The following is a 13,650-nucleotide window of genomic DNA, read 5'->3' on the forward strand; positions in this document are numbered from 1 at the left end:
TTACCGTTGTAGTTTGATTCCTATGTCGTTGATGCCGGGAAGGATGTCATCGGGCATTGTATGGGCTACTTTGAAAAGATAATCACCGGGCTTCTCTATTTTGATACTTCCGGCAGGGAATGCGGATTGATATAATCCGCCCCAACCATCTCCTTTCCAGATGCCTTCCTCGCTGGCTATGACGGCTTTCAGTGTGTCAGCCTGTAGCTTTTTGACTTCCGGGCTATCGTAACAAACGGATAAATTTATGTTTTGATAAGGGTAGGTATTACGGTTACGGACTTCGATAGTCAGTTTATAGTAAGTTTGTGAATCGGGTATGCTGACATTGAAAAATAGTGTGTCCTGTCGTTTCCAACCTTCTTGCGGGATAGACTGGAATGCATGATATACAGTTTGTTTGTCGCAGGCGTTTAATATGCCTGCAACAAACAGTAGTATGGTGATTTTCAGAAACTTTGTCTTATTCTTGAACAGGTTTATCATTTTGAACAGGTTTATCTCCTTGAGACTTAGGTCTGTTATTGTGGGGACGTTTACGATTGTTGTTATTTCGTTGCGGGCGTTTCTCGTCTCCCTGTACCCGTTTTTCGTCTCCTTGCGGTTTAGACTGCTCTTGTTGTTGCGGAGTGGCAGGCTGTTCACCACCTTGTGGTCGGTTATTGGCATTCTTTTTCTTCTTCTTGTTTCGATTGCCGCCATTGTTGCCATTGCCGTTACTGTTGTTGCCGTCTCCTCCATTTTTATTTTTACGGTTACGGTCAAAACGGGTTAAACTTTCCTGCTCGAGTAGGTCTACCGGTTTCTTTGGTTCGGTACGACGCGTTTCTTCCAGTAGGTTGTCCGGTTTGATACCTCTCTTGTTCAGACCGATTATTTCAAAAGCCCGTCTGCCGCTGATTGTAACCAGATTGGCCGGAATGTTCTTGTCGGTGGAGTAGGTTATCTGATTGTTAAGGATGTCCGCCTTAAAGAAATAGAATACACCGTCTTTGGTTTCTAATTCGATTTCTTTGGAAGGCAAGCGTTTCTGTGCTTCTACATAGCAATCCACTTCATAGTTAAGACAACACTTCAATTTGGCGCATTGTCCGGCAAGCTTTTGTGGATTCAGTGAAATATCTTGAAAACGAGCGGCACTGGTTGATACGGATACAAAAGACGTCATCCATGTGGCACAGCATAGTTCGCGACCGCAAGGTCCGATACCGCCGATGCGACCGGCTTCTTGGCGTGCGCCAATCTGTTTCATTTCAATACGTACGTGGAAGGCGTCAGCCAGAACTTTAATTAACTGGCGGAAATCTACACGCTCATCTGCAATGTAGTAGAAGATAGCTTTGTTGCCGTCTCCTTGATATTCAACATCACCGATTTTCATGTTGAGGTTGAGGTCAAGGGCTATCTGACGTGCACGAATCATCGTACTGTGTTCACGTGCTTTCGCTTCATTATATTTATCCATATCTACCTGTTTTGCCTTACGGTAGATACGTTTGATATCGGCTTCCGACTTGATATTGGTTTTGCGCATTTGTAGAGGGACGAGTCGTCCGGTAAGAGTTACTACACCTATATCATGTCCGGGAGTAGCTTCTACGGCTACTATATCGCCTTTTTCCAGAGGTATTTTGTTGCTGTTGCGGAAATAGCCCTTACGGGTATTCTTGAACTGGACTTCCACCATATCCGATTCTTCTGCATTGCCGGGAATATCGGCAAGCCAATCGTAGGTATTTAGTTGCTTGTCCTGTCTGCCGCAGCTTTTGCAGCAGAGACCACCGCTTCCGTTATGTAGTTTAAATTCCATCATTCTATCTATTATTTGACTATTTACTGTTTATTATTTAGATTCAGGCCGAAAAAGATTACCCTATTGCTTTAACAGAACAATCATTTTCAGTGAAAAATCAAAGAAAACCATACGGGCATTTACATTTTGTTCAATATGTACCTGTGCTTCACTGAGTTCATCCATGATACCCATAACGTTCCGTTCGTTGACGAATGGGGCGAATCGGGTAGCGAAGTTTTGCTCAGGCAGTGTCATGTAATTCATTTCTTTCCGATGCAGGTTATAGATGAAGTTTTCCCGTATCATACGCTGGCAATATTCCAGAAAGTTCTTTTGGCGTTCGCGTCCCATAGCTGCCAATTGCTCGCTCCATTGCTTCATCTCCCGTATTTTCCGCTGATAGGAAAGACGCATTAAACTGACGAACAGTTCAAAATAGAGTTCGTTTTCTTCATTCAGATGAATTGTTTCCAATGCCTTGATGAAGTTTCCGTTTGCCAAATGCGCTATGGTCTGGCTGTCCGCAGACTGTACGCCATACTTTTGCTGCAGGGCATTGGCTATACTCATTTCCTCTATTTTGCGGATATTGAAACGTTGTGTACGGCTGAGTATGGTGGACAATATCATTTCGGGAGCTTCTGAGATTAAAAGAAATACGGTTTTTTCAGGGGGCTCTTCCAATAACTTCAGCAATTTATTGGCACAAACTTCGTGCATCTTTTCGGGCAGCCATACAATGGTCACCTTATATCCGCCCTCACTGGATTTCAAACTGAGTTTTCGGGTAATCTCATCGCTTTCCTTTGCGTAGATAATTGCCTGACCGTTTTCAGCTCCCATTTCGTTCAGCCAATGGCTCAGTGAGAAATAGGGATTGTTCAGTACCAAATGCCTCCAGTCGGCTATATAATCATCACAGACTTCTTTTTTCCCCTTGGTGCTTTTTACAATAGGGAATACGAAGTGTACATCCGGATGTACCAGCTTGTTCCATTTCACACACGAAGGACACGTGCCACAGGCATCAGCTTCCGTACGGTTCGGGCAACAGATGTAGCGTGCGTAAGCCATAGCCAAAGGTAGCTTGCCTACTCCTGCCGGACCACAGAACAGTTGTGCATGAGGAATACGTCCTTCCTGCACTTCCTGTATCAATCGCTGTTTGGCTGCGTCTTGGCCGATTACATCTTTAAAAAACACGGTATTGATATTTAGTTAATAAACTTGTTTAGCTACTTCCTTAATGCTGTCTACCGCACCTATAGAATAGAAATGAATGCTGGGAATATGGTGTTCCATTAATTCCTTGCATTGCTGTACACACCATTCAATACCTACTTGCTGTGTTTCGGCATCATTCTTACATTTCAAAATTTCCTTTGTGAGTTCTTCTGGTAAGTCCACTTTGAATGTTTTGGGTATCATGCTGAGCTGTGACAACTTCTTGAATGGTTTGATGCCCGGTATAATGGGGATAGTGACCCCGGCTTTGCGGGCACGTTCTACAAAGTCAAAATATTTCCGATTGTCATAAAACAATTGGGTAACGGCATATTCCGCTCCGGTTTCCATTTTCTTTTTCAGCCAATAAATGTCCGTATCAATATTTGGAGCTTCTTCGTGTTTCTCCGGATAACAGGCCACTCCGTATGAGAAAGGAGTATTGGTGACTTTCATCTCGGAACCGTCTACAAAGATACCCTTATTGAATTGGTTGATTTGCTCTTGCAATTCCACTGCATGATGATAGCCGTTGCCTTCGGGAGTAAAGACAGATTCATGCTTTGCCTTGTCTCCGCGCAATACCAAAAGGTCTGTGATGTTCAGAAATTGCAGATCGAGCAATACATATTCGGTATCTTCACGGCTGAAGCCGCTGCAAAGAATATGCGGAACAACCGTTATGTTGTATTTGTTTTGGATAGCTGCGGCAACAGATACCGTTCCCGGACGGCGGCGAAGCCGGTTGCGTTGAAACAGTCCGTTGCCAAGGTCCTTGTACACATACTCGCTGCGGTGTGTGGTTATATTGATGTATTTAGGGTCAAATTCCCGTAGTGTATCTATTGTTTCGTACAACTTTTCGATGCCTGTACCTTTCAGAGGGGGCAATATTTCAAAAGAAAAAGCTGTTTTTTCGTTACTGTTTATCAGATCGATTACTCTCATTTCTTCTTCGTTGTCTTTGTCTAATTGGCAAAATCTTGCACACATTGGGAACAAAAATACGAAAAAGAAATGAGAAATACCTTTTTGACAGGCTATTCTTTTATGCAACGAATAGAAAAGGCGTTATAATAATCTTTACCTTCCGGTTTGATTTTGGTTTTGAATTCTACGCCATTATTCTTGTTGTCAAGCATTATTGTTTTGTCCAATTGCTTTTGTGTGCCGTCATATACCCAGTATGCAGTGGATGAGTTGGAATTCACAATAACGGTTTTTCCTTTTTCATTCTCCAGAATCAGCCCTCTGGGTTGGGAGTTGAATCCGCTTTCGTTTGTTGCCGGGTAAGTGTCAGTGCTCCAGCTTTCTGCTTTTTTAAGTGTAGAGGCACTCCCGCCTATATACTCTATTAATCTGTTCCAGTCATTTTCCGTGGGTATCTTCCAGTCTGCCGGTGCTAACTTACCGGTCAATACGGCTTCTCCGTTATAAAAATGGGCGTCGAAGTTGTCCTGTTTAAAATAGCCTCCACCTTGCCCTAAGACCATTCTGAGGGGGATGCTTTCTCTGTTGTTGTAATAGGTAGCTCTCAAATCCTCCTTCATCCAGTATTGTGTACCTATTTTTACAATGGGGTAGATTTGCGGTGTTTTAAATCGCATATCCCTGATTACATAGTTGCTGATATTGATGGCCAATACGGCAGACGTTTTTTCTGTAACTATTTCTTTGTTTCCGTTGATGTAGAATTTCTCGATAGGTTTGGAGTGTCCTGCAGTATAGGTTAGTGAGTTTTGAGATTTATCCCAACTTACTTTACCGCCATGTATCATGGCTTCTTTGTCAGGGAGTTGCAAGACGAGCCCATTGCTTAGGTCGGTTTGCTCATTGTCTTGCATGGGGTAGACGACAATCGCTTTAGAGTAGATTGCATCAGCAACGGTGCTGTTGAGAAATTCCCGGCAGACTTCTGCAACTGGTTTTCCTTGATAATAGATTCTGTACACGTCGGATGTCTTGAATGAGAAGGAAGCTGTGTGGACAGTGGTAATGTCATATTTATTTTCACTTTCACCTTGTTCGCTGTATCCCCATTCTTTGATATTGGCGATGATGCCTGTCAGTGTTTCACTTGTGCTTTGGAGTGCATCGATACGAATTTCCAATTCTGTATCTTCTTTGATAGTAGCCGACGGCAGAGAGCATGCATAAATTTTGCCATTCCATTCTAAAGTGAAAGCCTGTTCGCTGTCGGAATGTATTTGCGGAATGACTATAAACTCTTTGCCGGACAGACCGTTGCCATCTTTCTTCCATACACCGGCGGGTATAATATCTGTTTCACTTTCTTCGTGCACTTTTGATAATTTGTCCGATTGCAGGTCATATACGGCTTGTGTCTTGAAGCCGGTAGCTATGATTTTAGGATTGGCTTTGAGCATATCATCCGCATTCTCACCTTCTTTGGGAGTAAGAACTAACTTTATCTTCGCAAACTGATGCTTGTATTCCAATTGCACGGTTTCCTCATTGTTGGCTACATTCTCTGTTCGTGCGGTCATAAAATTGGATAGGCTGTAGTTTGAAGACTTGCTTTGGTCTGTCTGTACTGTGACGTTCAGTAAATAACCACCTTCGGATATTCCATTGGTTTGATAGGGATAGTAGCTTATAAAATCCAGTGTAGCGTCTCCCTCCGGGTAGTAAACTTCTTTTTGGGGAAGTAATGTAGTTCCTTCTCCACACTCCAAGAGTAAATTGTCGATATATCGTTCTTTGTTTAGGTCATTTCCGGTCAGCATGGCAAATATACCCATCCTGTCTCCGGTTTCAAAAGTGTTATTTGTTGCTTTGGTAGCACTCTTACTTGTTTTTGTAGAAAAGGTGATGGGAATATTACTTTCCTGAATTTCATCGCTTATCTTATTAACGCAGGATGCAGACAATAAGGCAAGAACCAGGCACAGTACATTACAGACTCTCTTGAAAACGTTTCTCGTTATATTCATAATTATAGTAGTTTTACAAGACGAAAATTTCTTCGTCTTCGGTTCACACTCAAAAGCTTATGTGTCGATATATCAGATTGGGCAGAACCACAAATATTATGAGAAAGTTATTTACGCTTCCGGATTTCTATTATGAGTTATCACGCTTGATAGCTTGGTGCTTTTTCTTCTCTTTTTTATATATATCTTTAAGTAACAAGGGTGCAAAAGTATACTAATATTTCATATCATCCATTCTAATTCGATAAAAACTTCTATAAATTATTTATAGCACTTTGATTTTTTATCTAACTTTACACACTAAAATCGTAAACAGTAATTAGTTAAACCATAGAACAGAGCTTATGCCTTTAAATTTACCCGATAAACTTCCCGCGATAGAGCTGCTGAAAGAGGAAAATATCTTCGTTATTGATAATTCACGTGCTACCCAACAGGACATTCGTCCGTTGCGGATTGTTATATTGAATCTGATGCCGTTGAAGATTACGACGGAGACTGATTTGGTGCGTTTGCTGTCCAACACTCCGTTACAGGTGGAGATTTCGTTTATGAAAATCAAGAGCCATACCTCCAAGAACACTCCGATAGAGCACATGAAGACTTTCTACACGGATTTTGAGAAGATGCGTGACGAGAAGTATGACGGTATGATTATCACCGGAGCTCCTGTGGAGCAGATGGATTTTGAGGAAGTGACCTATTGGGACGAGATTACCGGGATTTTCGATTGGGCGCGTACACATGTCACGTCCACTCTTTATATTTGTTGGGCGGCGCAGGCCGGACTTTATCACCACTACGGTGTGCCCAAATATCCGTTGGACGCAAAGATGTTCGGCATATTCGAGCACCGTACTCTGCAACCTCTTTATCCCATTTTCCGTGGTTTTGATGATGTGTTCTATGTACCCCATAGCCGCCATACGGAAGTTCGCAAGGAAGATATTCTGAAAGTTCCCGAACTGACACTGCTTTCGGAATCGAAAGATGCGGGAGTTTACATGGTGATGGCGCGTAACGGGCGTGAGTTTTTCGTAACCGGTCATTCCGAATATTCTCCGTTGACGCTCGATACGGAGTACCGTCGCGACTTGGATAAGGGACTGCCTATCGAGATGCCCCGCAATTACTATCTGGATGATACCCCGGACAAAGGCGTATTGGTGCGTTGGCGTGCGCATGCCAACCTGTTGTTCTCCAACTGGTTGAACTACTTTGTATATCAGGAAACTCCATTCAACATTGAAGATATTAAGTAGCATGATAAAGCAACGGAAAATAGAACTGTTGGTGCCCGCCAAGAATTTGGAGTGTGGCATTGAAGCCGTCAATCATGGTGCGGATGCGGTATATATAGGCGCTCCGAAGTTCGGTGCACGTGCTGCGGCGGTTAATTCTTTGGAAGATATTGCCGCTTTGGTGGCATACGCCCATTTATACAATGTACGTATCTATGTCACGGTAAACACTATCCTGAAAGAAGAAGAACTGGCCGAAACGGAAAAGATGATTTGGGAACTGTACCGTATCGGTGTAGATGCGCTGATTGTGCAGGACATGGGCATTACCCGTCTGAACCTGCCGCCCATACCGTTGCATGGCAGTACACAGATGGACAACCGTACACCGGAGAAAGTTCGTTTTCTGGCGGATGCCGGTTTTCGTCAGGTGGTACTGGCACGCGAGCTTTCATTGCAGGAGATACGCAATATCCACGAGACCTGTCCGGAGACGCCTTTGGAAGTCTTTGTACATGGCGCGCTTTGTGTAAGCTACAGCGGACAGTGTTACGTCAGTCAGGCGTGCTTCGGCAGAAGCGCCAACCGGGGGGAATGCGCCCAGTTCTGCCGCCTGCCGTTCAGTCTGGCAGATGCTGACGGAAAAACCATCGTCCGCGACAAGCATCTGCTCTCTTTGAAAGACTTGAATCAAAGTGAAGTACTGGAAGACCTGCTGGATGCCGGTGCTTCTTCCCTGAAGATAGAAGGGCGGTTGAAAGACGTTTCTTACGTGAAGAATGTCACAGCCGCCTACCGTCAGAAACTGGATGCTGTTTTTGCCCGCCGCAAGGAGTATGTACGCGCTTCCTCGGGCACTTGCCGTTTCGACTTCAAGCCCCAGTTGGACAAGAGTTTCAGCCGTGGTTTCACCCATTACTTCCTGCAAGGCCGCGACCGGGAAATATCCTCTTTCGATACGCCGAAATCACTGGGCGAGGAGATGGGAACGATGAAAGAGCAACGCGGTAACTATCTTACCGTAGCCGGAGTGAAGCCTTTCCATAACGGAGACGGTGTTTGCTTCCTCGATGAACAGGGGCGTTTGCAAGGCTTCCGCATCAATCGGGTGGACGGCAACAAGCTGTATCCGGCAGGCGATATGCCCCGCATCAAACCGCGTACCCGTCTTTACCGTAATTTCGACCAGGACTTTGAGCGTGTCCTTGCACGCAAGTCCGCCGAGCGTAAAATCGGTATTAAATGGGAGCTGACAGATACCCCTTCGGGTTTTGCACTGACAGTTGCGGACGAAGACGACAATCGCATAACCTTGTCATTCTCCTATTCAAAAGAACTTGCGCGTACTCCGCAACAGGACAACCTGTGCACCCAGCTTGGCAAATTGGGAAACACTCCTTTTGAGGTAATGGACAGCTCCCCGGAAGCAACTCCCGCCATTGCAATCAGCCTGTCGCAGAACTGGTTCATACCTGCTTCGGTGATAGCTGACTGGCGCCGCCAAGCGATAGACAGGTTGACTGCCGCCCGTCGCATTACTTACCGTCGTGAGTTGCACGTGTGGAAAGCTACCCGCCATCGTTTCCCGACAGCATCTCTGACCTATTTGGGCAATGTGATGAATACTGCCGCCCGCAGCTTTTATCAGACTCACGGAGTAGCTGCCATAGAACCGGCTTACGAGAAACAGGCGGTGCCCGAAGCCGTACTTATGTTCTGCAAACATTGCCTGCGTTATAGTATGGGCTGGTGTCCTACGCATCAAAAGGGACAGTCTCCGTATCGGGAACCTTATTATCTGGTAGGAACAGACGGCAAACGTTTCCGCCTTACCTTTGACTGCAAGAACTGCCAGATGAAAGTCTGTGAAGAGAAAGTGTAAAGTATGAAGAAAGAGGAAGTAAACATAAGTAGCTGTAAACGCAACGTCATCGCCCGACGTGTGCCTTGCCCTTCATATTTTATACTTCATGCCTTATACTTCATATTCACTGCTTTTGTTTTTACGTCTTGCCATTATCCCCGTCCCGACTTGGAAAACGAGAAGCTGGGAGCAAAGACTCGCGATTCGCTGACTTATCTGTACGAGCGTCATTATACGTGGAATACGAATCTGGAAGTGCGGGATGATTCGGTGACGATAGCCTGTCTGCCTGTGAAAGATTGCTATAACACGCTGTACAAGGGAGATAGGGTGGTAGTGGCGGAGTTTGCCATCCATCCGGCGGACAGTGTGGATAGCGTATGGGTAAAACTCGCCCATTCTCAGGAAGTGCAGGGCTGGCTTCGGGAAAAGGATATGATGCGCGCTTTTGTTCCTACGGACAGTATCTCGCAGGCCATTTATCTGTTTAGTGATACGCATGCTTCCTATTTCATTGTAATCTTTGCTTTGTTTGTGGCGGCATGGTTGTTTCGTGCGTTTCGGCGCAAGCAGTTGCAGATGGTCTACTTCAACGATATAGACAGTGTATATCCGTTGCTGTTGTGCCTGTTGCTGGCGTTTAGCGCCACCGTGTACGAGTCTATGCAGGTTTTTGTACCGGAGACGTGGCAGCATTTTTATTTCAATCCTACGCTTTCGCCGTTTAAAGTTCCGTTTGTGCTTTCTGTCTTCCTTATGAGCCTTTGGTTGTTTGTCATTGTTCTGCTGGCGGTGCTCGATGATTTGTTTCGCCTGCTAAGTCCGGCGGCGGCAGTGTTCTATCTGTTGGGACTGGCTTCTTGTTGTATCTTCTGTTATTTCTTCTTTATATTGACTACCCAGATATATATCGGCTATTTGTTTATTGCTGTATTTGTGTGGGTGTTCCTTAGGAAACTGCGTTCGTCACTGGCTGCATCCCGCTATCGCTGTGGCAATTGCGGGCAGAAGATAGGGGCGAAGGGAGTTTGCCCGCATTGCGGAGCAATCAACGAATAAGTCTTTTATCGGTATCGGCGGTTGGTACATTCCGTTCCAAAGGCAGGTATGCTGTATACCAACGGTTGGTATTCCATGTACCAACGGTTGGTATTTGATGTACCAATGGTTGGTACTTCCCGTACCAACCGGTTGGTATTTTGTGTACCAAAGTGTGGTACTCCCTTTACTAAAATCTGCAACGTACTTCTATTCCCGCCTGAATGGGGCGTCCTTTCTGCATGAACCCGTTGCCCATGCTTTCAAAGTAGAAGGCGGCATAATCTTTATCCAGCGCATTGCGTACCCAGAAATCTATCTGTCCGCGGCCTTTCTGGAAGCTGACACGTCCGTTCAGTGTACCGTAGAACGACTGGCTGACGGTGTTTTCTTCTGTCCAGTAGACACGTCCTGCACCGGTATAGTTGGCATTCAGCTGGATGCGGTCCAGCCAATATCCCGGATTGATGCGGAAAATGTATTGTCCGCCTACGGTCAGTGTATGCTTGGGAACGAAAGGCACGTAGTTTCCGTTGTAGCTGATTTCTTGTAGCTGACCGTTGACGCGGGCGTTGGTTACGTAATCCTTAAAAGTGGCGTACGTATAGCCGTAGCTGGTGTTCAGGGTGAAATCGGTGGTGATGGCGGCAGCCAAAGCCAGTTCGGCGCCGAGGCTGCGGCTTTTGCCTGCGTTGACCGTTTCGCGTCCTAAGCCGCTCGCTCCCGCGAAGCGTGAGATTTGCTGGTCGCGTGTCTCCAGCCAGAAGAGTGCGGCGTCGGTACGCAGACGGTTATTGAAAAGGTTCAGGTGAGTTCCGATTTCGTAGTTCCAGGTTTGCTCCGGTTTGTACTCCGTGGCAGAGCGGGCATCGGGGTTTTCGCCTGCATCGGGGAACTTCTCGCTGATAAAATCCTTGTAAGATGCACCGGGAGAGTTCTCTATGGCTTTCAGTATTTCTTCTTTCGTCTGTCGCTTCATGTCGTTCTGCAGGCTGGACTGCAACAGGTCGGAGAACATCTGGATGTTATATCCGCCCGAACGGTAGCCTTTGCTTACGGTTGCGTAGACGTTGCCCAGATTGTCTTTGAAATCGTATTGAAGGGCAAACTTCGGCAACAGTTGCAAGTAGTCTTTATCGATGGAACCTTGGTAGCGTGACTGTACGGTGAGTGCTGTTTCGGGCATCATCGCTATTTCTTTGATAACCTGTCCGCCCCGTACCATTTCTCCCTTGATGCCTACCGTATAGTCCATTGCAGTACCGGAGTTGTAGTTCATCTTCATCTTCTCGTAGTCCAGACGCAGCCCGGCTGTGAACGATAATCCCGTCAGGCCGAATAGGTCTCTGAAAGTGGATTGATGGAACAGCGCTCCGTTGAGAAGCGGCGTGTCGAAATTGCCGTTAATGAGCAGATTGCTGCTGCCGAGTTGCAAGGACGGCAAGATGTTAAGTCCCATACCCGGCATCATGGTAACTTCTATTTTAGACGGGATTACACTGCCCAGCATCCGGCCCAGCATGCTCATGCCGTCTTCTCTGAAGGTCACCGGGGCATCGGTCTTCAGCCATTGGTAGAAGCCGAATACACCCGTAGCCCATTGCCAGCGGCTGTTACCTTTGCTTTTCATCACAATCTCTTCGCTCAGGGTATGGATGTGCTGCTTTTGTTCCAGTGTATAAATATCTTTTGCCGTAAAGTCTTGGTCAATGGACATACGGTCTTTCAGGAACTGATAGCCCGTTACGGCGCTCAGAGTGAAGTGTTGCGCCTGATATTCGAGGTTCAGCCCTGTATTCAGCAAGTTGCGGTAGTAACTGCTTTCGCGGTTGTTGGAGATTGTACCGATATAGGATTTCATGTCTTCGCTTTGGGCGGCGTGATTGACGCTACCTGTATAATAGTACGGATATCCGCCTTGGTCGCTGTATTCATAGCTCACGTTCAGGTCTGCTTTCCAGTTTTCGGAGGGCAGGTAGATGCCGCGGAAGCGTCCGCCTGCCGACTGACCTTTATCTATCTTCTTGTTGTTCAGCGCTGCGTTGCGGAAGAAGCCGCCTTCGTAGTCATAGAAACCTCCTGTGGAGAAAGCAAAACGCTCGGACACCCGGTGGTAGTGCGTCAACGAAGTGTTGTAGGCATTGTGCGTGCCTGCACCCATACGGAAGTCTGTGCCTTGATAGGAGAAAGGCGATTTGGTGTGAATCTTAATCAGTCCGCCCATTGCATTGCGTCCGTACAGTGTTCCTTGCGGGCCGCGCAATACGTCGATGCGTTCGATGTCGGAGTAGTCGAAGTCGAAAGCGGATTTGTCGATATAGGGGATATTATCTACGTACAGTCCGATGGACGGCGTGTTGATGCGCGAGCCGATACCGCGGATGTAAACGGCGGAAGTCAGGCGTGAACCGTAGTCGGGGATGAACATATTGGGAACAAGTCCTGTCAGGTTCTTGATGGAGTTCACTTGGGCGGCCTGCATATCTTGCTGTGAAAGCAAGGTGACGGCTGTGGGCTGCTCGCGCAACTTACGGTTTTCTTTGGGTGCTGCAATGACGAGGATTTCTTCGACGTCTACTACTTTCAAGGTGTCCAAATCTTCTGCAAGCGCATTGCCGGCAGTGAGGAGCATCAGAATCAGGGTGATAATCTTATATTGTTTCATAACTGGTTTTATTTCGGTTGCAAAGTAACGCGAAATCTCCAGTCCGTGCAATCCTAATTTATGAGGATTATGAGGGGGAAGTACCTTATTGGCTTGTTTATATTCTGTCAGCGTCAACGTAGCCGTGCATTACAGCGTAGATTGTCAGTCCTGATACGGACTTGATGCCCAATTTCTCTACGATGTTCTTGCGGTGGGTGATGACGGTGGTGAGGCTGATGTTCAGTTTGTCGGCAATCTCTTTGTTGATGAGTCCTTTGGTGATGAGTACCAGTACTTCTATTTCGCGGGCGGACAGGTCGTGGTCGTCGGCACTGTTGGCGGCATGGGGCGGCATGGAAGAGCGGGAACCGTCCGGTTGCTTGCCGGGATGCCCGTGGTGATGTCCGTGCCGGTGCAGTTGGAGAATGTCTTTGATGAGGCTTTTCTCGTCCTGATAGATGTTCAAGGTCGGTACTCCCGACAGCTGGGGATGGTTGTCGCCGCCTGCCAGTACAATGGTTTTTGGTTTGCGGGGCAGGAAGAAAGAGGTATGCTCGAAGTATATCCGGGAAGAGATGAAATAATGGGCATACATATCGGGCGTGTCGTCCATGAGTTCGGCAAAAGAACGGAACACGCGGATGGTGGCCATCGGGATAATCTCTTCCAAAAGGTTCTGCAATCCCAACGCGGTCAGTGTGTTGGGAGCGACGATTGCTATTTCGGGGGCTGTCATAGGGTATGTTTGATAAGTTAGGGTTGTACTAATAAATACTACCGGTTAATAGGTTTATGCTATTTGTCATTCAGAGCGTAGCGAAGAATCTCTTCTCTATGTATACATCAAGAGAGTAGATTCTTCGCTACGCTCTGAATGACAGATGCTG

At 46.4% G+C, this 13,650-nt stretch carries 11 protein-coding genes; 3 read left to right on the forward strand and 8 right to left on the reverse strand.

The genetic code is table 11. The features are described 5' to 3' along the window. From KG118_RS10930 to KG118_RS10950, 5 genes are all read right to left on the reverse strand, one after another. The gene (locus tag KG118_RS10930) at window positions 1-486 is read right to left on the reverse strand and encodes a gliding motility lipoprotein GldH (protein ID WP_117712964.1); all 486 of its coding nucleotides are present in this window, start codon (window positions 484-486) and stop codon (window positions 1-3) included. Further along, the gene (locus KG118_RS10935; protein ID WP_117713002.1) at window positions 464-1,810 is read right to left on the reverse strand and encodes a PSP1 domain-containing protein; all 1,347 of its coding nucleotides are present in this window, start codon (window positions 1,808-1,810) and stop codon (window positions 464-466) included. Before KG118_RS10935 ends, KG118_RS10930 begins: the two co-directional genes overlap by 23 nt. Before the next feature lie 63 nt (window positions 1,811-1,873). Further along, window positions 1,874-2,998: a DNA polymerase III subunit gene (locus KG118_RS10940; RefSeq protein ID WP_117712965.1), complete on the reverse strand. Its 1,125-nt coding sequence runs from the start codon at window positions 2,996-2,998 to the stop codon at window positions 1,874-1,876. Between the two features lie 15 nt (window positions 2,999-3,013). Continuing rightward, entirely contained in the window at window positions 3,014-3,967 is a 954-nt protein-coding gene (gene metF, locus KG118_RS10945; RefSeq protein WP_117713003.1) for a methylenetetrahydrofolate reductase [NAD(P)H], read from the reverse strand. A 92-nt stretch (window positions 3,968-4,059) separates the two neighbouring features. Then, the gene (locus tag KG118_RS10950) at window positions 4,060-5,973 is read right to left on the reverse strand and encodes a fimbrillin family protein (protein WP_117712966.1); all 1,914 of its coding nucleotides are present in this window, start codon (window positions 5,971-5,973) and stop codon (window positions 4,060-4,062) included. A gap of 344 nt (window positions 5,974-6,317) precedes the next feature. On the opposite strand from KG118_RS10950, the gene metA reads away from it, so the two are divergent. Genes metA through KG118_RS10965 form a run of 3 tightly spaced genes read left to right on the forward strand, consistent with a single transcriptional unit; the run spans window position 6,318 to window position 10,137 of the window. Then, complete coding sequence (metA, locus tag KG118_RS10955) at window positions 6,318-7,235, forward strand: homoserine O-acetyltransferase MetA (RefSeq protein WP_117712967.1); 918 nt, start codon at window positions 6,318-6,320, stop codon at window positions 7,233-7,235. Between the two features lies 1 nt (window position 7,236). Further along, on the forward strand, window positions 7,237-9,096 hold the full coding sequence (locus KG118_RS10960; RefSeq protein ID WP_117712968.1) for a peptidase U32 family protein: 1,860 nt from the start codon (window positions 7,237-7,239) through the stop codon (window positions 9,094-9,096). Window positions 9,097-9,099: 3 nt separating this feature from the next. Then, window positions 9,100-10,137, forward strand: coding sequence for a hypothetical protein (locus KG118_RS10965; protein ID WP_117712969.1), 1,038 nt, complete (start codon window positions 9,100-9,102; stop codon window positions 10,135-10,137). On the opposite strand, the gene KG118_RS10970 is transcribed toward KG118_RS10965, so the two are convergent. From KG118_RS10970 to KG118_RS10980, 3 genes are all read right to left on the reverse strand, one after another. Continuing rightward, window positions 10,127-10,288, reverse strand: coding sequence for a hypothetical protein (locus KG118_RS10970; protein WP_158561013.1), 162 nt, complete (start codon window positions 10,286-10,288; stop codon window positions 10,127-10,129). The genes KG118_RS10965 and KG118_RS10970 overlap by 11 nt on opposite strands. An 18-nt stretch (window positions 10,289-10,306) precedes the next feature. Next, window positions 10,307-12,781 (reverse strand): TonB-dependent receptor, encoded by a 2,475-nt coding sequence (locus tag KG118_RS10975; protein ID WP_117712970.1) that lies wholly within the window; start codon window positions 12,779-12,781, stop codon window positions 10,307-10,309. 97 nt (window positions 12,782-12,878) lie between these two features. After that, the gene (locus tag KG118_RS10980; RefSeq protein ID WP_117712971.1) at window positions 12,879-13,499 is read right to left on the reverse strand and encodes a response regulator transcription factor; all 621 of its coding nucleotides are present in this window, start codon (window positions 13,497-13,499) and stop codon (window positions 12,879-12,881) included. Window positions 13,500-13,650 lie beyond the last annotated feature (151 nt).

Origin of the sequence: Bacteroides propionicigenes, from assembly GCF_018390535.1 — a bacterium.
GTDB lineage: Bacteria > Bacteroidota > Bacteroidia > Bacteroidales > Bacteroidaceae > Bacteroides > Bacteroides propionicigenes.

Bases quoted from the DNA above. Each gene is read 5' to 3' on its own strand.
- KG118_RS10980 (WP_117712971.1), bottom strand. From the start codon at position 13,499: ATGACAGCCCCCGAAATAGCAATCGTCGCTCCCAACACACTGACCGCG.
- KG118_RS10930 (WP_117712964.1), bottom strand. From the start codon at position 486: ATGATAAACCTGTTCAAGAATAAGACAAAGTTTCTGAAAATCACCATA.
- metA (WP_117712967.1), top strand. From the start codon at position 6,318: ATGCCTTTAAATTTACCCGATAAACTTCCCGCGATAGAGCTGCTGAAA.
- KG118_RS10965 (WP_117712969.1), top strand. From the start codon at position 9,100: ATGAAGAAAGAGGAAGTAAACATAAGTAGCTGTAAACGCAACGTCATC.
- metF (WP_117713003.1), bottom strand. From the start codon at position 3,967: ATGAGAGTAATCGATCTGATAAACAGTAACGAAAAAACAGCTTTTTCT.
- KG118_RS10935 (WP_117713002.1), bottom strand. From the start codon at position 1,810: ATGGAATTTAAACTACATAACGGAAGCGGTGGTCTCTGCTGCAAAAGC.
- KG118_RS10950 (WP_117712966.1), bottom strand. From the start codon at position 5,973: ATGAATATAACGAGAAACGTTTTCAAGAGAGTCTGTAATGTACTGTGC.
- KG118_RS10960 (WP_117712968.1), top strand. From the start codon at position 7,237: ATGATAAAGCAACGGAAAATAGAACTGTTGGTGCCCGCCAAGAATTTG.
- KG118_RS10975 (WP_117712970.1), bottom strand. From the start codon at position 12,781: ATGAAACAATATAAGATTATCACCCTGATTCTGATGCTCCTCACTGCC.